The sequence below is a fragment of the Eggerthella sp. AM16-19 genome, from assembly GCF_003474385.1.
In the GTDB taxonomy this organism is placed as follows: domain Bacteria; phylum Actinomycetota; class Coriobacteriia; order Coriobacteriales; family Eggerthellaceae; genus Senegalimassilia.
This window is the reverse complement of record NZ_QUCY01000013.1, coordinates 55,147-75,338: the sequence shown is the minus strand read 5'-3', so window position 1 is coordinate 75,338 and position 20,192 is coordinate 55,147. Positions and strand designations below refer to the sequence as shown.

The following is a 20,192-nucleotide window of genomic DNA, read 5'->3' as shown; positions in this document are numbered from 1 at the left end:
ATCGCCGACGCGGCTTACGCCGCACCCCCAGAAACGTTACGCCGTGCTCTTGATTTCTGTAAGCAAGTATCCTTACTTCAGCAACCCGCCTACGCTCTCAATCGCGGCGACGTCAGTTTAGGGCGCTTGTTTCCCACCCAATACGTCCACTCGATAAGAGAAGGCCGACGTTTGAAGGGACACCCCCATGAACCAACAAGCAAAGTATAAGCTCATTGGCTTTATCATGATGTTCTGCTCATCATCGCTGATGGGTGGTATCGGCGCATTTGCCCGATTCATCGACGCACCTGGCGACTTCATCTCCTTCTGGAGGAACTTCGCCGGTCTGATCGCTCTGTCGATCATCTTCCTGTTCATCGGCGGCTTCAAGAAGATGAAAGCCACGAGATTCTCCGGCACGATGCTGCTGTCCGGTATCTTCCTTGGCCTGCTTTCCGGTCTGTACTGCCTCTCCACGCAGTACACCACCCTGGCCAACGCTTCTTTCCTAATTTACACCGGCCCCATCTATTCGACGATTCTGGCTGCCATCTTCTTGAAGGAAAAGATTAACATCAAAGGCGCCTTGTGCATCATAGCGGTTGTTATCGGCATGCTGTTCATCGTCGGTATCATCACCCCGCAGGGCCTCACGCTCGACCTTGATCCGAAGTACGCGTTCGGCAATGCAGTCGCTTTCGCCTCTGGTGTTGCTTATGGTCTGTATCTGTTCTTCTCCCGCTATCGCGAGGATTGCGATTCCAACGTTCGCAGCTGGTGGAACTTCCTGTTCGGTTCGCTGTCGATCCTGGTTCTGCTGGTTTGGCATCACTTCTTCCTGCAGCCGCTCGCCTACACCGAGAAGATCAACGGCGTCACTCAATTCGATGCTAACGGCCAGATCATCACCCACGCATGGAGCCTGTTCACCATGGACGGCAATTCCTGGATCGTGCTGATCGCAGCAGCTTTGATCACCGGTTTCGGCGCCTTCTACCTGCTCACCTTCGCGACCAAGCGTCTGAAGGCCGGTGAGCTGGCGGCCATCTCTTACCAAGAGACCATCATGGCCTCCATCCTCGGTCTGATCATGTTCGGCGAAGTCATGACTGCCTTCCAGCTCATCGGCGGTGCCCTGATCGTCATCGGCGGCGTGGCGCAGATTTTCTTCTCCACCAAGGCTGCCAATGACGGCGAGGTCGAAGCCGGTGCCGCGATTTCCGCGCAGGTCGGTGCTGGGGGAGCAGGCGTGATCGACGCCACCCCCGACGGAATGGATCCGAAGCTCGAAGCCATGAGCGCGGCAGCGCAGAAGGCAGCTGAGGAGTTCGACACAAAGTCAGCTGCCACAGAAGCTTAATCCTTTAGTAAATCGCAAGGGGATGTTCACCCCTTAAGGATGGGCATCCCCCCACATAACCCGGTTGATTCCGAGGTCGAAGGGAGACGATTCCTATGAAGCCCAGCGTGTACATGGAAGAAATGGACGCGTTCACCTATCGCGACAAGCTTGAAGGCGATTCCATCTTCTTCATCCCGGTCGGAGCGCTTGAGCAGCACGGATCGCATATGGCCATGTGCGTCGATGCCGCACTCACCAAGACCATGGCAGGCGAAACCGCTAAGGCTCTTGAGGAGGCGACCAACGGCAAGGTGCACGGCATCGTTACCGCCCCGATTAATTACGGTTTCCGTTCCCAGCAGCGCAGCGGCGGCGGATTCCACCTCACCGGCACCACCAGCCTTCGCGGAACCACGCTGATCTCGCTGGCACGCGACATCGCGTACAGCTTGATTCGCCAGGGCGCCCGTAAGATCGTCCTCATGAACGGTCATTACGAGAACTACCAGTTCGCATTCGAGGGCATGCAGCTTGCCATCGAGGATGCTCGCCGTGAAGGCATCGACGACGTGAAGATCCAGCTGCTCAGCTATTGGGACTTCGTCGATGACGCCACCATCGAGCGCCTTTATCCCGATGGATTCACCGGTTGGGACCTCGAGCATGCAGGCGTTATGGAAACCTCGCTCATGCTCCTGTTCTTCCCTGAGCTTGTGGATATGAGCAGGATGGACGAGAAGCTCTACACCGGTCTTCCGGCAACTCTTCCCAACTACGACATTCTGCCTATCGTTCCCTCCTACACTCCGCCTTCGGGTTGCCTGTCTCACCCGGGTGAGAGCTCCAAGGAAAAGGGCATCATTCTGCGCGACGTCGCTGTTGCCAACATGGTCGAAGCAATCAAGCTTGAGTATCTATAAGATTAGATCATCGTAAACAGTCGGGTGATACAAGCGCTTGGCATGTATCACCCGATTTTCCAAATGACCCTGCAAGAGCGCAGGACATCGGGAGGTTTCATGCTTCACTACACGGACCGACGTTTTGACGCCAACGAGCTGGTTCATTCCCTAGGCGATTTCCATGAAATCAGTTAGGAGCACGAAATGAGTGCTGTTACCGCCGACATTCCGAGTACGGATGTCGAAGAGAAAAAGGTCCCGCTTAAGGTTGCGTTCTCGTCCTTCTTGGGCAACTTCATCGAATGGTTCGACTACGCAACGTATACGTACTTCGCGATCACGATCGGCCAGGTGTTCTTCCCGGATTCATCCGTGGACTCCACCCTTATGGCTTTCGCAATCTTCGCTCTCTCGTTCGTTTTCCGTCCGCTTGGCGCTGCGTTCTGGGGCTCCATGGGCGACAAAAAGGGCAGGAAGTGGTCTCTGTCCGTCTCTATTCTCTGCATGACCGCTGCAGCGTTCCTTATCGGCTGCCTGCCGTCTTTCGAGACCATTGGTATCGCCTCTCCTCTGCTGCTGCTTGCACTGCGCAGCATCCAGGGCTTTAGCGCTGCTGGCGAGTACTCCGGCGCAGCTGTGTTCCTGGCCGAGTACGCTCCTGCGAACCATCGCGGCAAGTACTGCTCGCTTGTTGCCGCATCCACGGCATGTGGCCTGTTCGCAGGATCTACCGCTGCACTGATCATCAAGATGAGCATGCCCGAGATCGATATGATCTCGTGGGGATGGCGCATCCCCTTCCTGTTGGCAGGACCGCTCGGCATTGCGTTCCATTTCTACCTCAAGAACCATGTCGACGACTCTCCCGTGTACGAAGAGCATGAAGAGGAAGTCGAAGAAAACACGGTTCCTGAAGTCGCGCACCCCACGCGTCTGGTTTTCACCAAGTACCGTAAGCGCCTTCTTTCCAGCATCGCTGCGACCATGGTGAATTCCGTCGGTTTCTACCTGGTGTTGACGTATCTGCCGACCTATCTGACGCAATATGCGGGCGTGAACGCAGGTGACGCCCAGCTGGCCACCGATATCGCGCTGCTGGCGTACATCTTCATCGTGCTTGCGGCTGGTAAGGTCTCTGACATCATCGGACGACGCCGCATGATGCTCGGTGCATGCTTGATCTTCATCCTTCTGAGCGTGCCTGGCTTCTTGATGCTCAACACCGCTTCGCTGCCGATCATCATCGTTGCAGAGCTGATGCTGTGCATCACCCTTTCGATCAACGACTCGAACATCGCCTGCTATCAGGCCGAGATGTTCCCCACTGAGGTTCGTTACACCGGCGCTGCACTTGGCTCGAACATTGCCTACGTTTTATTCGGTGGCACGGCATCCATGATGGCAACCGCGCTGATCGACTTCACGGGCAACGGTATGGCCCCGGCTTACTACATGATGGGCATCTGCATCATTGCCGGTATCATCCTTTGGTTCACCGCGCATGACTATAACGGCATCGAGCTCCACGACATCAAGTAGTTGAGCAGCAGACGAGCTACTTCATCTCGGTAGGTTAGATCGCAAGCTTCTATCAAACAGGGCTCATGGCGCCGATGGCAACGTCGGCGCCATCCGTTTCCGATCGTTTAACTGGCAGGGTGTCCAAGATTGCGGGCTTGTATGACGATGCAGCGTAACCGATGCGGCGTTTGCGCAAGTCAAAGTGGGTGAGTGACTGCTAACTCCCGCCTTCGCCAATGGATTCAAATCTGCTTTCGTCCTATAAGCCGGATATAGCACAGTCTGCAACAGCACATGAAAGGGGCCGGGAAGCCCCGGCCCCTTTCGCTGATTTGATTTGGCAATGCAATCGAGTCTAAATGATATTTAGCGCTTCCTGATGCCGCCACGACGATTCGTATAACGGCCCTGGTACTTGCCCATAATGCATGGGTTGGACGCGCAGGTGCCTGATGCGGCAAAAGAAGAACCAGCTTTAATATCCTCTTTTGCGTTCATTTGATCGCTTGCGACGTTCGCTAACGGCTCCTTGCTCATGTCCGCTGTCCTTTCATGCCTGTTCTAATCAAGATTGGGGCAATCCCCAACTTTCTAGCTATGCATTATAGTCCCCTCGCTGCTCAAAGCAATGCAATCGCGCACGAGTGTAAAGTGAAATCTATGTTTTACGGTTTTCGTTGCTAACTATGCAGCGCGCAATCGACTCTAAGGTTTTTGTTTGCTCGAAAGGGCTGGAGCGGTATTCGGCTCGATTCGAATATCGGATGGAGCGATCGTTGCCCGTATGATTTGGGCGAATTCGAGAATAACGTGAGCATGTGCATGTCTGCGATCGACGATGTGTTTGCTGGTCTTTTTCGCATGCGCTCTGAGGCCTTAGATTATGAAGGGCGTGTGCGGACCCTGTGTGCAAATGGGGCGATTCCGCCTGTTAGCGGTCGTATATCGGTGTAAACGCCTCTGTTCGCGCGACAAATGAGCCGCATGCCGCTATACTTCTTTAGGTTTGAAACGTTCCGCTTACAACGAACCTACAACTACAGCACATGCGCGCGGGACGTTGCCTGATGCCGTATGGGTATCTGGGGGCGCCGAAGGCGGCGTCTAAGGTCGGCCGCGAAGCGAGTGCGGCCCGTAAAAGGAGCAAAGGTGCTAGATCAGTTCTTCTCGCATATCTCGTTCGTGGACATATTCAACTTCTGCGTCTTCTTGGCGTTCACCATCTGCTATACGTATCAGCTTTACTACGTGTTCGTGGTGCTCACCCGCAAGCCCAAGCAGCTTGTAGCGAAGAAGAACCACAAGTTCGCCGCCGTCATCAGCGCGCGCAACGAAAGCGCGGTCATCGGCCAGCTCATCCACTCGATCAAGGTGCAGAACTACCCGAGCGAGCTTATCGACGTGTTCGTCATCGCCGACAACTGCACTGATAACACTGCCGAGGTCGCTCGCGAGGCCGGCGCCATCGTGTTCCCGCGTTTCAATGCCGAGCAGGTGGGCAAGGGTTACGCGCTCGATTACGGCTTCAACGTCATCCGCAGCCAATATGCCGATCGCGGCTATGAGGCGTATTTCGTCTTCGACGCCGACAACGTGCTCGACGTGAACTACTTCCGCGAGATGAACAAGACCTTCGACAACGGCGCCGTCGCATCCACCAGCTACCGTAACTCCAAGAACTACGACAGCAACTGGATCTCCGCCGGTTACGCCGTGTGGTTCCTGCGTGAGGCGAAGTTCCTCAACCAGGCTCGCTTGACGCTCAACACCAGCTGCGCCGTTTCCGGCACGGGCTTCTTCGTGTCCGCGAAGATCATCGAACGCAACGGTGGCTGGAAGTGGCATCTGCTCACCGAGGACATCGAGTTTTCCGCCAACTCCATCCTGGAGGGCGAGCGCATCAGCTACACGCCCACGGCCGTGCTCTATGACGAGCAGCCCGTCACGTTCCGCGATTCCTGGAACCAGCGTTTCCGTTGGGCGAAGGGTTTCTACCAGGTGTTCTGGCACTACGGAGCACGATTGGCCAAGGGCATCGCCACCAACCCCAAGGGCAGCCGTTTCGCCTGCTACGACATGCTCATGACCATCGCGCCGGGCATGCTGCTCACCATCATCAGCGTGACGTTCAACGCCATCATCATCGCCCTGGCAGCGGCAGGCCTTATGTCCACGGGCGTCATGGTGGCATCCTCGGTGTCGTCGATCTGCTTCTGCCTCATGAACTACATGGTGTTCATGTTCATGTTCGGCGTGCTGACCACCTTCGTGGAATGGGATTCCATCCACTCCACCACGGGCAAGAAGATTCGCTACATGTTCACGTTCCCGTTCTTCATGCTCACGTACGTGCCCATCGCGTTGGTGGCGCTAGTGAAGAAGTGCAACTGGAAGCCCATCAAGCACTCCATCAACGTGGACGTGCAGGAGTTTGCCGAAAGCGAATCCCGTCGCGAGCGCGCCTAGCGCTGAACGGCGAAACAGCATACGAAACCGGGAAGGCGGCCTTGGGGCCGCCTTCCTTGCGTGGCGGGCGGGATTCAATATGCGCGGGCGTGTTCGCTAGACACGGGCGAACACCAGACAGTGCAGCTCCACCGCACCCGCCGCGCGCAGGGCGTCGCAGGCCGCGTTCATGGTGGAGCCCGTGGTGCATACGTCGTCGATGAGCAGGATGCGAGCAGGCACCGTGGCGCCCGGCAGCGCCTGGAAGCGCCCCTGCAGGTTGTGGATGCGTCCGCGCCGCCCGAGCGCGCGCTGATCGAAGGTGCGGGGTCGCGCCAACGCCTCGACCAGGGGGATTCCCGCCATGCCGGCAACGGCGCAGGCGAGTTCGCGGCCGTGGTCGAAGCCGCGCCGGCGGCGTGCGGCGGCGCTCGCGGGTATGGGCGCCGCCACCGCGCCGGCAAGCCACGCGGGCGGCACCTGGAAAAGCATGAGCCGCGCCATCTCGGATGCCAGACGCCTTTCCCCGGCGTCTTTCCAGGCGCGCACGATGCGTGCGGCGCCTTCCTCGAAAGACACTGCCGCCGCCATGCCGTCGAATGCCGGTTGCGTGCGCCCTTGCGCCGCAAGCATCACCTCGTTGCACTCGCAGCACTGCACGCGCCCGAACGGCGCGCCGCAGCGGGGGCAGGCGCGCCACCAGTCCACGTAGGTGAGCGCCGCCCGGCAGGAATCGCATAGCACGTATCCGGGCGTATCGCAAATCGCGCATCGCGTCGGCCACACGGTCTCGGCCAAGGCCTCCGCGGCCTCGGCGGCGATCGGGGCGCAGGCCCCTGCTATGTTCGACAGCATTCCCATGCTTTGAAGCTTAAGCGCTCCGTCTTGCGAAACCCTTGCGGAAAACGCGCCGCGAAACCCTCCGCTCCTTGCGTATCTGATACACTACTAAGGCTTCTTTCGAGTCTGTAGTTGCGGGCTTTCCACGAAGGCCCTAGTCCATGGCAGATGCGGTCGAAAGGATCCACGTAAGTCCCGCGGCGCGTCCGCGAAGGCGAGCACGGCGTATCCTAGAGGTAAGACGCACCCTCCGTTTATACGAGCGGCATACCGTCGCGACGGGGGAGAGGGTGGCGCGAAAGCCAAGCCCCGGTGCGCGAGTGTGGGGTCGAAAACTAGGTCAGTCGGAAGAAGCTTGTTTTCACATGCACGAGATGGAGGAAGTCGGAACATGAAGCATCTCAAGCGCTTTGCCGCATGCTGCGCCGCGGCCGTCTGCTGCGCCGCTATGCTGCTGCTTGCCACCGGTTGCCAACAGCAGCAGGAATCGTATACGCCGCCCGAGGCCACGCCTTCGGTCAGCAAGCCCGTCATCGCCCAGGAAGGCGTCCTGCGCGTCGGCGTCAACGCAAACAACGCGCCTTTGGCCGGCCAGCCCTCCTCTTCCACGAAGATCGTCGGCATCGACGTCGACATGGCAGCCGCCCTGGCCGACCAGCTCGGCCTGAAGCTCGAGGTCGTGGACGTTTCCACTGACGCCGCCGGTGCGCTCACCTCCGGCAAGGTCGACGTGGTCATGGGCGTGAACAAGTCCGATTCCCCTAGCTTCTGGACTTCCGACACGTATCTGCCCACCGCCGTGGCGCTGTTCGCCCAGTCCTCCAACTCCACGGTGCCTGCGAACTCCGCTTCCACCAAGATCGCCGCGCAGGTGTCCTCCAACAGCGCCTGGGCCGTCACCAACGAGTTCGACAACTCCACCATCACCACCACCGAGGACCTCAAGAGCGCCTTCTCCGCGCTTGAGTCCGGCAAGGTGCAGTATGTGGCCGCCGACGCCGTCGTGGGGTCCTATGTTTCCAACAACGCCGGCATGGACGTTCACATGGTCGCGCTCATGCAGCAGGCCAGCGGTTACTGCGTAGGCGTGCTCGACGGCAACACCCAGCTCAAGCAGGCCGTTTCCAACGCGCTTTCAGCTATGAACTCCAACGGCGTATCCTCGGTCATCCAGAAGAAGTGGCTTGGCACCGCCATGGACCTTTCCGGCATCAAGCTGACCGCCGGCGCCTCCGATGACAAGGACGACATGAGCGAGGTGCTCAACTCCGCCAACGCGGCCATCGGTACGCTTACGGGCAACACCGGTTCCAGCACCAACAAGGCCGACTCCGACAGCAAGACCAGCAGCGCCGATTCCGCTAGCAGTTCCGCTGATTCCAACAGCACTGGCGACTCCAGCGCTTCGAACGGCGCCGCAAGCACCGCCTCGAACTAATCGGCAACACATCGCATCTGGCTTCATCTTCGATCTAGGCCCTCGCAATCGCGGGGGCCTTGCTGTAGAGGGCGACGTTTTGCCACGCGCCTATGGCGAAAGCGTGCAGCCCTTCGATGTCGCTTGACCTGAAGTTAGCTTCTAGTGCTTCAATGGTTGGGAATCAACGACGGTCCGCGTTGAGCGGGCGGGAAAGGAGCGGGCTTATGGAACCGCAGCAGGTCCTGCACATGCTTGAGCAGGTGGCGTCGGGCTCGGTAAGCCCGATCGATGCCCAGCGAAGCCTTGCCGACCAGGGCTATTCCGACCTGGGCTTCGCGAAGATTGACACCGATCGTGCGCGGCGCACGGGCGCTGGCGAGGTGGTCTACGGCGCCGGCAAGACGGCCGAGCAGATCGCCGATATCTGCCTGGCTCTGTGCGATGCTGGTCAGGCGTGCGTGCTCGTCACCAGGCTTGAAGCGCAGAAGGCGGAAGCGGTGCGGGCTGCGCTGCTCGCACGCGACCCGCAGGCTGAGGCGGCGTTCGAGTATCGGCCCGTTCCTCAGCTGGGCCTTCTCGGCGCGCCGGCAAAGCCGATGCGCGATAGCTACATCGCGGTAGCGTGCGCAGGTACCAGCGATCTGTACTGCGCCGAGGAGGCGGCCGTTACCGCCGAGGTGCTCGGATCGCGTGTGGTGCGCCTCTACGATGTGGGGGTTGCGGGCATCCATCGCCTCCTGGCGCATCGGGGGGACATCGCAGGCGCCAGCTGCGTAGTGGCCGTGGCGGGCATGGAGGGCGCGCTTGCCAGTGTGGTCGGCGGGATGGCCGCGTGCCCCGTGATCGCCGTTCCCACGTCAGTGGGTTACGGTGCCAGCTTGGGCGGCGTGGCGGCTCTTCTGGCTATGCTCAATTCGTGCGCGTCGGGCGTTTCCGTGGTCAACATCGACAACGGGTTCGGCGCGGGATATCAGGCACATATGATCGAGCGTGCGGGCAGCCGACATGGAGAAGGAGAACCTGACGTGAAAACCCTTAGATGGAACCTTGCCGAGAACGCCACGCGCAACCAGCTTCTGGGCGATACCCTGCTGCAGCTGCCGCCCGATTCTCGACAGCGTCTTGAGGCGGCGGCCGATACCGCAGGCGTCCCCGATCGCCATCATCACGATATCGGGGAGGTTCTCGCCACCATCGACGGCTTGGCGGTTTCGCCGGCGGTGCGCGGCCATATGCGCGCCATCTACACCATCTTGGCCGAAGCCGAGGCCGTCGCGCACGGCTGCGCGGTCGAGCAAACCCACTTCCATGAAGTCGGCGACGGCTCCCGCATTCGCAACACGCTGCTCGTCTGCCTGGCGGTGGAAGCCACGGGCGCCAAGCGCATCGTGGCCACGGCCGCGCAAACGGGGAAGGGCGAAGTGGAATGCGCCCATGGCACGCTTTCCATCCCGGCTCCGGCAACGTCGGCCATCATCGCCCGCGGCATCCCCGTGAGCGAGCGTACGTTGCCAGGCGAGCGCATGACCCCCACGAGCGCGGCCATGATCCTGCATTTCGTGGACGAGTTCGAATAATCGTCGGCTTTGGACAGAGGCGGCTCGGGTAATCACTCCCGGGACGCCTTCGCGTTCAGCGCAAACGAAAATCGCCGCAGGCGCGGTCCCGCATCTTGCGCGGGCCTTGCCTGCGGCGATTCGCCGTTTTCAGGGCCTTCGAGCGTTACCGCGTCCTGCGGCGTTAGCCGTTGAGCAGGTCGATCACGTCCAGATCGGCTTTCGCGCCCTCAAGGATGGCCTTGTTGCCGAACACGCAGACGGCTTCCTTGCCAAGCGCCCCTTCGATGACGCCTGCAAGCTCGCGCAGCTTCTCGGGCGTTGCTCCGATCATCTCCGCTCGCGTCTGCGCGCGCGCCTCGGGCGTGCGCCCGCTCAGGAAGTCGCCGTCCTGGCGGCGGATCTGCATGCGCTCCTTGAGCGGCGCATCGAAGCCGGCGACCGTGCTGACCACGTAGCCGTCCATCTCCTCGGGCGCGGGATCGAATGCGGCAAGCCATGCGGGCGTGCCGTTGAACCGCTCCAACGTCTCGTCCAGATGCGGGTCGCGATACGAATAGAAGCGCACGGTGCCGCTGCGCGCCGCTTGAAAGCCCGCCCCGTAGGCGCCGCCTTTCACGCGCACCTCGTTCCACAGGTAGTCGTAGGAAAGCACGCGCGCCGCGATCTGCCATACGCCGGTGTAAGGCGCGCCGAGCGAGCGGCGGTCGAAGCCCGTGGAGGCGTAGCACACGTCGGTGGGCACGATGAACGCCTCGTTGCGCATCTTCGGCTTCGGGATCTTCAGCGCGGCAGGGGACTTGCCCGTGCCAGCCGTGATGCCGGCGCATTGCCAGAAGCGCATGACGCACTCATCGCTGCCGGCGATCGACAGCAGCAAGTTCGATCCGTCGAACAGCTTATGCGCCACCTCATTCAAGCGTTTTACCAGTTCATCGGCGCGATCGTCGAAGTTATCCAGCAGCTGCACCAGGAAGCGGTGGAAGTCCACGCCGCCGAGCTGCTGGCGCACCACGCCGGCAGGTAGGAAGTACGACGTCAGGCGTGCCATGGCCGCTGCATGCCCGGCGTTGGCGAAGCTCTGCTCCATGCCGATGCGGCGCTGCTGCAGCGCGTCGCGGATCTTGCCGGTGTCGGCGAAGTCGGTCCTCGCCAAGATCTCGCTCGGCAGCTCGGCCAGCCATTCGACGTTTTCGGCCAATGCCGATGCGCTCGCCACGAACGTGGGTGTCACGGCATCGGGGTCGTGCTCGTCCTCGTACACCTCGCAGAAAAACGAGCAGTTGCCCAGCTTGCCGTTGGTGAGCGTGTCGATCTCGGCCGCCGAATGCGCATCGGTGCCGAGCTTTCCCAGCACGATGCCGAGCACCGCCGCATAGGGCAGGTCCTCGAAATCAAGGCAGCTCATATCAAAGTAGCGGTAGGCGAAGACCAGGCCGCGCGTCGGCAGGTGATGACGGATGCAGGGAACGGGCGCGCCCTCGGCCAGGCCGTATGCGGGCTCGACGGGTGCTGGCCCGATGTCGGCGACCGTCAGTTGCGGCAGCTTTGCCACATCCTCGGGCGCATCCGGCGTCTCCTGCATGCGGCGAAGCAGCGCGACCTCATCCTCGACGTGTTGGAAGTCGTCATCGGTGAAGCCGGCGGCCAGTTCGGCCAGGTGCCGCTGCCCGGGGTCGTCCTGCTGCTCGACGGGGACCACCTCCACCTCGGCCATATGGGCGCTGTCCAGGAACACCTCGCGGATGAGGCCCTCGAAATACCCCTCGTCAAGCGCGCGGCGCAGGTAGGCGAAGTCGTCCTCGTAGCGCAGATAGGCTGTGGCAAGATCGTCGTCGTAGAGCCAGCCGCACAACGACGTCATGGCAAGCGCCACGCCGTCGGCCATGCCGAAGTCGCGTTCGCGCATGACGAACTCGGCGCGGGAGATGGACGCCTCCACGAGCGCGTGGTCAAGCCCGCCTGCGGCCAGGCGCTCAAGCTCGGCATCCACGGCAGGGCGCAAACGCTTCGCGGCGTCTTCGCCCAAGTCGCGCACCTGCAGCACGGCGAAGGGCTGCTGCACGGAATCTGCCAGGTAGGACTGCACGTCCCCGGCTATACCGGAGTCCAGAAGCGCGCGCTTGAGCGGTGCCTCGTTGCTGCCGGCGATGGCGTCGAGCAAGATATCGACGGCCACGATGCGCGTGCGCTCGCGCACGTGCCCGATGACCCAGCCCAGGCCCATGCAGGCGTTCTCCGGCGCGGTTGCCATCTCACGGCGCACGCCCAGGGCGCGCACGGGCCCTTGCACGGGCAAGGTGCGCGGTGCAAGCTCCGCAAGCCCCTCGGCTGCGCGCTGCTCGCGGCGTTTCGCCTGTTCGGCGGCCACGGGCGTCAGGTAGCGCTCATCCAGGAACGCCAGCATGCGGTCAAGGTCCAGGTTGCCGTACAAGACGATGTAGCTGTTGTCCAGGCGGTAGTGGCGTTCGTGTTCCTCCAGGTAGTGCTCGTAGGTGAGCGTGGGGATGGCCTCGGGGGTGCCGCCGGACTCGAACGCGTAGGGGGTGTCGGGGAACAGGCTTGCCTGCAGCTGGTCGTACAGCACGCTGGTGGAATCGGACAGCGCGCCTTTCATCTCGTTGTACACCACGCCGTTATAGGTAAGCTGGCGGCCGGTTTCGGCCTGGGCCTCATCGGCGTCGGCCACCTCAAGGTGCCAGCCTTCCTGCTCGAACACCTGGCGCTTGCGGTAGATGTCGGGGTGCAGCACCGCGTCCATGTAGACGTCGGCCAGGTTCATGAGGTCCTGGTCGTTGGTGGAGGCCACGGGATAGAGCGTCTTATCGCCGAAGGTCATGGCGTTCAAAAATGTCTGCATGCTGGTTTTCAACAGGTTGACGAAGGGCTCCTTGACGGGGAACTTCTCCGAACCGCACAAAACCGAGTGCTCCAGGATGTGGAACACGCCGGTGTCGTCGGCCGGAGGGGTGCGGAAGGCGATGGAGAACGCCTTGTTGCGGTCGTCGTTGCGCAGGTATAGAAGTTTCGCGCCGCTTACCGGATGGGAGAGCGTGTAGGCATCGCCGTCGATCTCGGGCAAGGGCTCGGCCGTGAGCACGGTGAACCCGTGCAGTTCCTGGCCTTGTTCAAGGTTCATGCAAGCCGCCTTTCTCTTTATACTGGTTTCGCCCGCTATTGTCGCACAACGGCAGCGGGGCCGGGCAAGGTGCCGGGACTGCTCCGTGGTTTTTCTACCTAGGTGCCGGGGCCTGCCGGCCAATCCTTTATAATCGGTGGCATACACAGCATGGAAACGCACAAGGAGGTACGGCATGGCGCAAGATCGGCGCTTCTCCCATATCACGGTCAATGCCGCCGATGACGACGATGTGGTCATCCAAGCAGGAGCTTACGGCCGCCATCAGGGCGAAGCTTTTCTTGAAGAGGCTGTTTACGCAGAGCCCGAGCCTCAGGTTGCGCCCGTGGCGGTGCCCGAGCCGAAGCGTGCCGCGCAGCAGGCGCCTGCCGGGAACCATGCCGCCAAGTCGCACGCCGCTCACGCCCGCAAGCCGGAAACCTTTGCGTCCGATAGCCGTCCGCAGCCTGCCCATCGCGCCGAGCAGACGCTCGAGGATCTGGACGCCGGCCCCATGTCGGGCATGCAGAAGGCGGTGCTCGTCGGCGTCGGGATCGTCATCATCGCGGCGATCGTCTACTTCGCCCTGTTCATGCGCTGATCGGCTGTTTTCAAGAGAAAGGCCTGACCATGTCCAAATATAGCTTCAACATCGCCCGTGGCGCCCGCAAGCAGCAGCCCGAGGGCGACGCATCCCTGGGTCTGACCGAGGCGTTCGCGCCCATCGGCGCCGGCGACGCCCCCGAGCAGCGTGGCGCGGCCGACGGCGACACGTCGCTCGGCCTGACCGAGGCGTTCGCGCCCGTCGCGGCCTCCCACGGCGCGCATGCCGCCGGCTTCAAGTACCAAGGCGACACCTCGGAAGACTACTCCGACCCGGTGGAAAGCCTCGAGCCGCGCGACGAGCCCGTGCTCGGCGACGAGGTCCCTGCCGTCATGCCCTCCCAGCCTCGCGGCCGCCACGGCAAGCCCGATCCGGTGGAGCATCCGCATCTCAAGAAGTCGCGTCGCGTCCGCCGCGTGCTCGTGATCATCGTGGCCCTGCTCGTGGTGCTCGCCTGCGCACTGGGATATTTCGCCTTCCAGCTGTGGAACGAGTCCAGTCGCGCCATGGTGCAGCAGACCCAGGCCCAGCAGCAGTCCACCGACGTGGGCAACCTTTCCCAGGACAACTCCGGCAAGGACGCGGCAAGCGCCACCACCGCCAAGAAGACCGAGGTTCCCAACTTGGTCGGCGTGCTGGGGCAAACCCAGGATGCGGCCATCACCGCGCTTGCGCACGGTGCCACGGTCACGTCCTCCAAGGACGTCAACGAAGAGGGCAATTCCGTGAAGAAAAGCGTCACGGTGGCCCTGACCGCGGAGCCTGCCGATTCCCGCTCCGGCACGCCCACGGTCTATCTCGGGCTCGATGCTGACGGCAAGGTCATCCAGGCCGGCTACTCCGCCGCCACCGCGTCGCTGGGGTACGGCTCGCTTAGCTTCGCCGACGCCGTGAAGAACGAGCACATCGTCGAGAAGACGCTGCGAGAGGCGGGCGTGAACGTGACGGACGGTTCGGCCAAGCTGCCCTCCGACAAAACCTCGTATTCCACCTATGCTTCCGACGGCACCACGCTCGTGAAGGAGAACTGCTCGTTCAACGGCACCGTGGATATCAACGGCGCCGCCCACACCTGGTCGAGCGTGCTCATGTACGACTACAGCACGGCCAACGCTTCGGGCAACCTGGCCGACACCGTGCGTATCATCTATATCTACATCAACGCGTAGCAGGTAACCGGTGGCCGAATGGCCGCCGGTGCTATTTCGACCAGGGACCCGGGGCCGTGCACTCGGCATGTCGGAACGCAAGGGCTCGGTTGATGGCCTGGGACTGGAGCTGGGTGGGCCTTCCGCAGCGCGTGTCGGCGATCGGCGAGCTTGGTTCCTGCCCACGGCTTTCGCTTCTTGTGTTCATCTTGTGAACGCTGGCAGGTGAGAAGGGCGGTCCCTTGCGCCGGACGGCGTTCACGCTATAATAAACGAGCTGTTCACAAGCGGGGGCGTAGCGCCTCCCACCTAGTTCGGCGCTTTCAAGCTGCTGATGGGTCGTATGAATACCTGAACATGGTTCGTTCATCACGCCCGCATGCTTGAAGCTGTGGGTTTTTTTATGCCATGCGATATCGCATGCAAGGAAGGAAGGTGAGTGCGATAGCCGCTCAAGAGCCTAGGCTCAACGAACAGATCACGGTGCGCGAGTGCCGCCTGATCGGGTTCGACGGAACGCAGTTGGGTATCTACCCGGTTGCCCAGGCGCAGCGCGTTGCTGACGACCAGGGGCTTGATCTTGTTGAAATCGCCCCGAATGCGGAACCGCCCGTGTGCCGCATCATGGACTACGGCAAGTTCAAGTACGATCAGGCCATCAAGGCGAAGCAGGCTCGCAAGAACCAAAGCAAGATCGAGACCAAGGAAATGAAGTTCCGCCCGAAGATCGACGTGGGGGACTACACCACGAAGAAGAAGCACGTGCTTCGCTTCCTCTCCGCTGGCAACAAGGTCAAGATCACCATCATGTTCCGCGGCCGCGAGATGGCCCATCCGGAACAGGGCCTGACCATTCTGGAGCGCCTGGCCGACGACCTGAAGGACATTGCGGTCATCGAGAGCCAGCCGAAGATGGAAGGCCGCAACATGCACATGCTCATCGCCCCGCTTCCCGCAAGCATGCCGGCGAAGAAAAAGAAGGCAAACGACAAGAAAGACGAAGGAAAGGACGAAGGCAATGCCTAAGATGAAGACCCATCGCGGTACGGCAAAGCGCTTCCGCGTTACCGGCTCCGGCAAGATCATGCGTGCTAAGGCCTACAAGAGCCACATTCTGACGAAGAAGTCTCAGAAGCGTAAGCGTAATTTCCGTCACGAGACCGAGCTGGCTGCCGCCGACCGTCGCGTCGTGGCCCGCAACCTCGGCCTTCGCTAAGTTTTAAAGGAGCAGTGATAATCAATGGCTCGTATCAAGCGTGCAGTCAACGCCAAGAAGAAGCGCCGCACCGTCCTTAACCGTGCAAAGGGCTACTATGGTGCCAAGTCCCGTTCCTACACCGCTGCCAAGGAACAGGTCCAGCACTCCCTGCAGTACCAGTACCGCGATCGCCGCAACAAGAAGCGTGAGATCCGTCGTCTGTGGATCACCCGCATCAACGCCGGCGCCCGTCTGAACGGCATGAGCTACTCCGCCTTTATGAACGGCCTGAAGAAGGCCGGCGTGGAGCTGGACCGCAAGGTGCTCTCCGACATGGCCATCAACGACCCCGCGGCCTTCACCGCCATCGTCGAGGTCGCCAAGAAGGCCCTGTAAGCTGTAGTAAGCTTAACAATGTTGAACACCCCGCTTGGATTCCCAAGCGGGGTGTTTTGCGTTCTGGCTACGTATCGCCGAGCATGTCGCTTCGTTGCTTGCATACGGACGGTTGTCTGCATAGACGAGATGGGTTGCTGCCGATTGAATCCTGCGATTGTGCGCCGATGTTTTCGAATCAGAAGTGTTATAAGGGTATTAAGCCCTGGATCGTAAATAAAGATATTAGCGTTCAAGGCTGCTTTTAGCAGGTTTTTACTGCTAGCATTCAGCTGCCTTAGAGGGCTGTAGATACGAAAAAAGCGCCCCAAGGCGCTTTCCACGTGCCATGCTATCGCGTAGCGCTAGAGCGCTTACGATGCCTCCAGCTCTTCGTGCGTTCCGGACAGCGTGCGCCCGATATAGGTGCGCGCAGCGGCGGATGCGGTGCCGGTATAGCCGGTTTGAACCTCGATGCCGGCTGCTTTCAGGGCCGTCTCCGAGGTTGGGTCGATCCTGTCGACGATCATAACGCTGACATCAAGGTCCTTCAATACCTGAGCCAGCTGAGCCGGAGGGAACGAAAGGTTGGGCATATTCTGGCAATCGGCGAACATGCCACGGTCAACGCGATAGCACATGAAACTTGAACTGCGTGCAAATCTTGGTGCCACATCAAGCCCCTGGCAAGCTACCGCTATGCGCATGGCGTCCTCCCTCCTAAAGACGATATACACTTTACCGATAGATTACCGGGCTGTTATGCGCCGGCCCCTTAACCGGCGCATAACCAACTGTTAGCGGCGCCTGTTGCGCTGGTGCGCAACTTGGGCGCGATGGGCGCGTCCAGGGCGGAAATCGCCGCCCTGCGCACCGGACGCGTTGCTGGTCTTAGCACGGTTGGCGGAAGCGTTCCTAGAGCCGTTGCCGCGCTTCTGCTGCGAGCCGTGATCGGCGTTGCTGTGCTTCCTTGCGGCGTGCGCCGTCCCGCTGGCGGGCTTTTCGGCGACTTTGCGGCCGCCCCGTTTGGCGCGGCGGGTGTTCACCTCTTCGGCCTGTGCGGCCTCGCGTGCCTTGTTCTTCCTGCGCGTGCGGGCGGCCTGCTCTTTCTTAGCCTGCTGGATCTCGGGATCGCGACGTGCCTCGGCGCGCTGCGCCCTGGCAGCGGCCTCGTTCTCGGCTTCGTGCATGTCGAAGTTCTCAAGCTCAAGCTCGGGGATGGTGCGCTTGAGCAGCTTCTGGATGTCGCGCAGCGCGTCGGCGGTTTCGGGACTGACGAAGCTGACGGCGAACCCGGAAGCGCCTGCGCGGCCCGTGCGGCCGATGCGGTGCACGTAGTCCTCGGGTTGCGTGGGCAGGTCGTAGTTCACCACATACTCCACTTCCTCCACGTCGATGCCGCGTGCGAGCACATCGGTGGCGACCAGCACGTCGGTGGTGCCGTTGGCGAAGTTCTCAAGGGCGCGGCGACGTTGGTTCTGGCTGCGGCTGGAGTGGATGGCCTCGACGGAGTACCCGACCTTCTTCAGACGGCGGCACGTGGCGTCCGCGCGGCTGCGCGTGCGGCAGAACACGATGACGCGCCTGTGGCCGCGCTCTTTCATGAGGCCCTTGAGCAGCTCGGGTTTCACCGCTTGCTGCACGTGCATGACGTACTGCTCCACCGTGTCGGCGGTCTCGCCCTTGTGGGCGATCTCGACCATGGCGGGGTCGTGCAGCAGCTTGCCGGCCGTGCTCATGATGGTGCGGTCGATGGTGGCGCTGAACAGCAGGGTTTGACGGTTTTGCGGCGTGGCGCCGATGATCTTGCGCATGGCCGGCCAGAAGCCCATGTCGAGCATGCGGTCGGCTTCGTCGAGCACGAGCACTTCCACGCTGCTCAGATGCGCGGCGCCTTGGTCCATAAGGTCTACCAGGCGGCCCGGCGTGGCGATGAGCACGTCGATGCCGCGGTTGAGCGCCTGGATCTGCGGGTTGTAGGAAACGCCGCCGACTACGGTGAGGATGCGATGGTGCGTGTTCTTCGCGATGATGCCGCACACCTCGCCGATCTGCTCGGCAAGCTCGCGCGTGGGGGTGACCACCAACATGAGCGGGCCCTTGTTGCCCTTGGCATGCCCGAGCTTGTCCATGGTGGGCAGGCTGAACGCGGCGGTCTTGCCCGTGCCGGTCTTCGCGGCGGCGATCAGGTCGCGGCCTTCGAGCACCTTGGGGATGGCCTGCTCTTGCACAGGGGTGGGGGTGCTGTAACCCAGCTGGGCCACAGCTTGCAATGCCTGGCCCGAAAGGCCGAGGTCGTCGAAATGCGTCATGTAAGGTAGATCCTTTCCAGATGCGCGCGGCGTTATCGCACGTGCGCGGGTTTATGGCCCCAATAGAATTGGAGGAAGTGCTTCTTGTACAGCGGGTTTGCCGGGTCCTTCTCGGCGTTGGCAAGCTCCATGGCGGCGTACGCTATGTCGCGCGCAGCGTCTGGATGGCGAAGGAAGCTGCCGTTGACCAGCATCGAACGCGCGCTCTCGGGGCTGCGGGAGACGTGTCGCAACGCTTCGAGCAGCTCTCGCCAGGTGGTGACGTGCATTGCCGCGCCGTTGGCGGTGAGCAGCCTGACGTTGGCGTTTTCCTGACCGTACGCGCGGCCGAGCAAGATCATGGGCACCTGCGCGCACAGGCATTCGGTGACGGTAAGGCCGCCGGATTTGCAGATGACCAAATCCGATGCCGCCATAAGGCCTGCCATGCCCTCCACATACTCGAGCACTGTCACGCAATCGGAGATGCCAAGGTCGCTGCAGGCCCTTCGCAGATGGCCGGCGTACTCGGCGTCGTTTCCCGCGACGAACACGAAATGCAGGGTGTCGCCGAACGTGTGCAGATACGGCAGCAGGTTGTCGAGCGCCGTGCGGAAGTGCACGTAGGGCCGAGGCAGATAGGCCCCGGCGAGCGCCAGCACGATACGCTTGTCCTGCGGCAGGTTCAGGCGTTGCCGGGTTTGCTCGCGGTCATAGCTTGCGCGGAAATCCTCGCGCGTGGGGATGCCGGTGATGCGGATGCGCTGCTCGGGCACCAGACGCGGGCGCAGCGTTTCGGCCATGCTTTCCGTGGCCACGCAGAACAGGTCGGTCGACAGATGCGGCCACAGGCCCTCGGTCTCGTAGTCGGTGGGAACGCACACGATGGGGAAGCGCTGTCCGGTAAGCATGCGCGCCGCCACCGCGACGTTGGCTGCGGTGATGTGCGTGCATATGATGGCAAGCGGGCGACGCTTGCGTACCAGTTCGGTGAACTTGCCGTACATCAGGTGCGACCAGATGCTCCCGCCGCCCCATAAAAGCCTGCCGGTAAGCGTGAAGCGCCACGTCAGGTCGTATATCGGGCGGGTGGGGCCGGTGAACATGGAAGCGGTTTTGTCGCCATCGAACACCACGCGGCCGTAATCGAGCACATCGAGCACTTCGACCTCAAGACCATCGGGGAGCTTCGGCACAACGGGGAAGGCCTCTGTGGGCTGTTCGCGTCCTTCGGCCTGCTCGGCTTTCATGTATTCGAAGGCTTGGGCTACGGCATTGGCCGCGCTGCGATGCCCCGAGCCCACCGAAGCGTGCATGACGATGACCAGCGGTGCGGCCTGTTCGTTGTGCGGATCGGTTTCTGCGGGGGTAGCGATGATGGTTGCCTTTCCCTTCAAGATAGCGAAAAAGCCGGCAAGCCGGCTTTCACTAATAAGAAGGGCCGGTACTC

17 protein-coding genes are annotated in these 20,192 nt (G+C 61.5%); 11 read left to right on the top strand and 6 right to left on the bottom strand.

Annotated features, from left to right (window positions below; all coding sequences use genetic code 11):
- Positions 1-187 precede the first annotated feature (187 nt).
- The 3 genes from DW178_RS06615 to DW178_RS06605 all read left to right on the top strand — a co-directional run bounded on the left by DW178_RS06615 (position 188) and on the right by DW178_RS06605 (position 3,765).
- Positions 188-1,342 (top strand): DMT family transporter, encoded by a 1,155-nt coding sequence (locus tag DW178_RS06615; protein WP_118350227.1) that lies wholly within the window; start codon positions 188-190, stop codon positions 1,340-1,342.
- Between the two features lie 95 nt (positions 1,343-1,437).
- Positions 1,438-2,244 (top strand): creatininase, encoded by an 807-nt coding sequence (locus tag DW178_RS06610; protein WP_118350226.1) that lies wholly within the window; start codon positions 1,438-1,440, stop codon positions 2,242-2,244.
- 186 nt (positions 2,245-2,430) lie between these two features.
- On the top strand, positions 2,431-3,765 hold the full coding sequence (locus DW178_RS06605) for an MFS transporter (protein ID WP_118350225.1): 1,335 nt from the start codon (positions 2,431-2,433) through the stop codon (positions 3,763-3,765).
- Between the two features lie 348 nt (positions 3,766-4,113).
- On the opposite strand, the gene DW178_RS11275 is transcribed toward DW178_RS06605, so the two are convergent.
- Positions 4,114-4,284 (bottom strand): hypothetical protein, encoded by a 171-nt coding sequence (locus tag DW178_RS11275; protein ID WP_158574089.1) that lies wholly within the window; start codon positions 4,282-4,284, stop codon positions 4,114-4,116.
- A gap of 612 nt (positions 4,285-4,896) precedes the next feature.
- On the opposite strand from DW178_RS11275, the gene DW178_RS06600 reads away from it, so the two are divergent.
- Positions 4,897-6,213 (top strand): glycosyltransferase family 2 protein, encoded by a 1,317-nt coding sequence (locus tag DW178_RS06600; protein ID WP_118350224.1) that lies wholly within the window; start codon positions 4,897-4,899, stop codon positions 6,211-6,213.
- A gap of 96 nt (positions 6,214-6,309) precedes the next feature.
- Here DW178_RS06600 and DW178_RS06595 read toward each other — a convergent pair whose 3' ends face one another.
- Entirely contained in the window at positions 6,310-7,047 is a 738-nt protein-coding gene (locus DW178_RS06595; protein WP_286168554.1) for a ComF family protein, read from the bottom strand.
- Between the two features lie 376 nt (positions 7,048-7,423).
- Here DW178_RS06595 and DW178_RS06590 point away from each other — a divergent pair, with 376 nt between their 5' ends.
- Positions 7,424-8,470, top strand: a complete 1,047-nt coding sequence (locus DW178_RS06590) for a substrate-binding periplasmic protein (protein WP_199669254.1) — start codon at positions 7,424-7,426, stop codon at positions 8,468-8,470.
- Positions 8,471-8,676: 206 nt separating this feature from the next.
- Positions 8,677-10,029: a nickel pincer cofactor biosynthesis protein LarB gene (gene larB, locus DW178_RS11550; RefSeq protein ID WP_286168553.1), complete on the top strand. Its 1,353-nt coding sequence runs from the start codon at positions 8,677-8,679 to the stop codon at positions 10,027-10,029.
- A gap of 163 nt (positions 10,030-10,192) precedes the next feature.
- Here the strand turns inward: larB and DW178_RS06575 are convergent, their stop codons facing one another.
- Positions 10,193-13,147, bottom strand: coding sequence for an insulinase family protein (locus DW178_RS06575; RefSeq protein WP_118350222.1), 2,955 nt, complete (start codon positions 13,145-13,147; stop codon positions 10,193-10,195).
- Between the two features lie 175 nt (positions 13,148-13,322).
- On the opposite strand from DW178_RS06575, the gene DW178_RS06570 reads away from it, so the two are divergent.
- The 5 genes from DW178_RS06570 to rplT all read left to right on the top strand — a co-directional run bounded on the left by DW178_RS06570 (position 13,323) and on the right by rplT (position 16,472).
- The gene (locus tag DW178_RS06570) at positions 13,323-13,727 is read left to right on the top strand and encodes a hypothetical protein (protein WP_118350221.1); all 405 of its coding nucleotides are present in this window, start codon (positions 13,323-13,325) and stop codon (positions 13,725-13,727) included.
- Positions 13,728-13,756: 29 nt separating this feature from the next.
- On the top strand, positions 13,757-14,899 hold the full coding sequence (locus DW178_RS06565; protein WP_118350220.1) for a histone-lysine N-methyltransferase: 1,143 nt from the start codon (positions 13,757-13,759) through the stop codon (positions 14,897-14,899).
- 414 nt (positions 14,900-15,313) lie between these two features.
- Positions 15,314-15,904, top strand: coding sequence for a translation initiation factor IF-3 (gene infC / locus DW178_RS06560; protein ID WP_286168552.1), 591 nt, complete (start codon positions 15,314-15,316; stop codon positions 15,902-15,904).
- Positions 15,897-16,094, top strand: a complete 198-nt coding sequence (gene rpmI / locus DW178_RS06555; RefSeq protein ID WP_042434638.1) for a 50S ribosomal protein L35 — start codon at positions 15,897-15,899, stop codon at positions 16,092-16,094. Before infC ends, rpmI begins: the two co-directional genes overlap by 8 nt.
- A 24-nt stretch (positions 16,095-16,118) precedes the next feature.
- Positions 16,119-16,472: a 50S ribosomal protein L20 gene (rplT, locus tag DW178_RS06550; protein WP_042434636.1), complete on the top strand. Its 354-nt coding sequence runs from the start codon at positions 16,119-16,121 to the stop codon at positions 16,470-16,472.
- Positions 16,473-16,825: 353 nt separating this feature from the next.
- Here rplT and DW178_RS06545 read toward each other — a convergent pair whose 3' ends face one another.
- From DW178_RS06545 to DW178_RS06535, 3 genes are all read right to left on the bottom strand, one after another.
- Positions 16,826-17,158, bottom strand: coding sequence for a NifB/NifX family molybdenum-iron cluster-binding protein (locus DW178_RS06545; protein WP_118350218.1), 333 nt, complete (start codon positions 17,156-17,158; stop codon positions 16,826-16,828).
- 90 nt (positions 17,159-17,248) lie between these two features.
- On the bottom strand, positions 17,249-18,763 hold the full coding sequence (locus tag DW178_RS06540) for a DEAD/DEAH box helicase (RefSeq protein ID WP_118350217.1): 1,515 nt from the start codon (positions 18,761-18,763) through the stop codon (positions 17,249-17,251).
- 32 nt (positions 18,764-18,795) lie between these two features.
- A complete protein-coding gene (locus DW178_RS06535; protein ID WP_286168551.1) occupies positions 18,796-20,139 on the bottom strand; it encodes an MGDG synthase family glycosyltransferase in 1,344 nt (447 codons plus the stop codon).
- Positions 20,140-20,192: the final 53 nt, after the last annotated feature.

Coding starts and splice junctions, on each gene's coding strand:
- DW178_RS06540 (WP_118350217.1), bottom strand. CDS start 18,763: ATGACGCATTTCGACGACCTCGGCCTTTCGGGCCAGGCATTGCAAGCT.
- DW178_RS06595 (WP_286168554.1), bottom strand. CDS start 7,047: ATGCTGTCGAACATAGCAGGGGCCTGCGCCCCGATCGCCGCCGAGGCC.
- DW178_RS06590 (WP_199669254.1), top strand. CDS start 7,424: ATGAAGCATCTCAAGCGCTTTGCCGCATGCTGCGCCGCGGCCGTCTGC.
- DW178_RS11275 (WP_158574089.1), bottom strand. CDS start 4,284: ATGAGCAAGGAGCCGTTAGCGAACGTCGCAAGCGATCAAATGAACGCA.
- DW178_RS06575 (WP_118350222.1), bottom strand. CDS start 13,147: ATGAACCTTGAACAAGGCCAGGAACTGCACGGGTTCACCGTGCTCACG.
- rplT (WP_042434636.1), top strand. CDS start 16,119: ATGGCTCGTATCAAGCGTGCAGTCAACGCCAAGAAGAAGCGCCGCACC.
- rpmI (WP_042434638.1), top strand. CDS start 15,897: ATGCCTAAGATGAAGACCCATCGCGGTACGGCAAAGCGCTTCCGCGTT.
- DW178_RS06615 (WP_118350227.1), top strand. CDS start 188: ATGAACCAACAAGCAAAGTATAAGCTCATTGGCTTTATCATGATGTTC.
- DW178_RS06605 (WP_118350225.1), top strand. CDS start 2,431: ATGAGTGCTGTTACCGCCGACATTCCGAGTACGGATGTCGAAGAGAAA.
- DW178_RS06570 (WP_118350221.1), top strand. CDS start 13,323: ATGGCGCAAGATCGGCGCTTCTCCCATATCACGGTCAATGCCGCCGAT.
- DW178_RS06610 (WP_118350226.1), top strand. CDS start 1,438: ATGAAGCCCAGCGTGTACATGGAAGAAATGGACGCGTTCACCTATCGC.
- larB (WP_286168553.1), top strand. CDS start 8,677: ATGGAACCGCAGCAGGTCCTGCACATGCTTGAGCAGGTGGCGTCGGGC.
- DW178_RS06545 (WP_118350218.1), bottom strand. CDS start 17,158: ATGCGCATAGCGGTAGCTTGCCAGGGGCTTGATGTGGCACCAAGATTT.
- DW178_RS06565 (WP_118350220.1), top strand. CDS start 13,757: ATGTCCAAATATAGCTTCAACATCGCCCGTGGCGCCCGCAAGCAGCAG.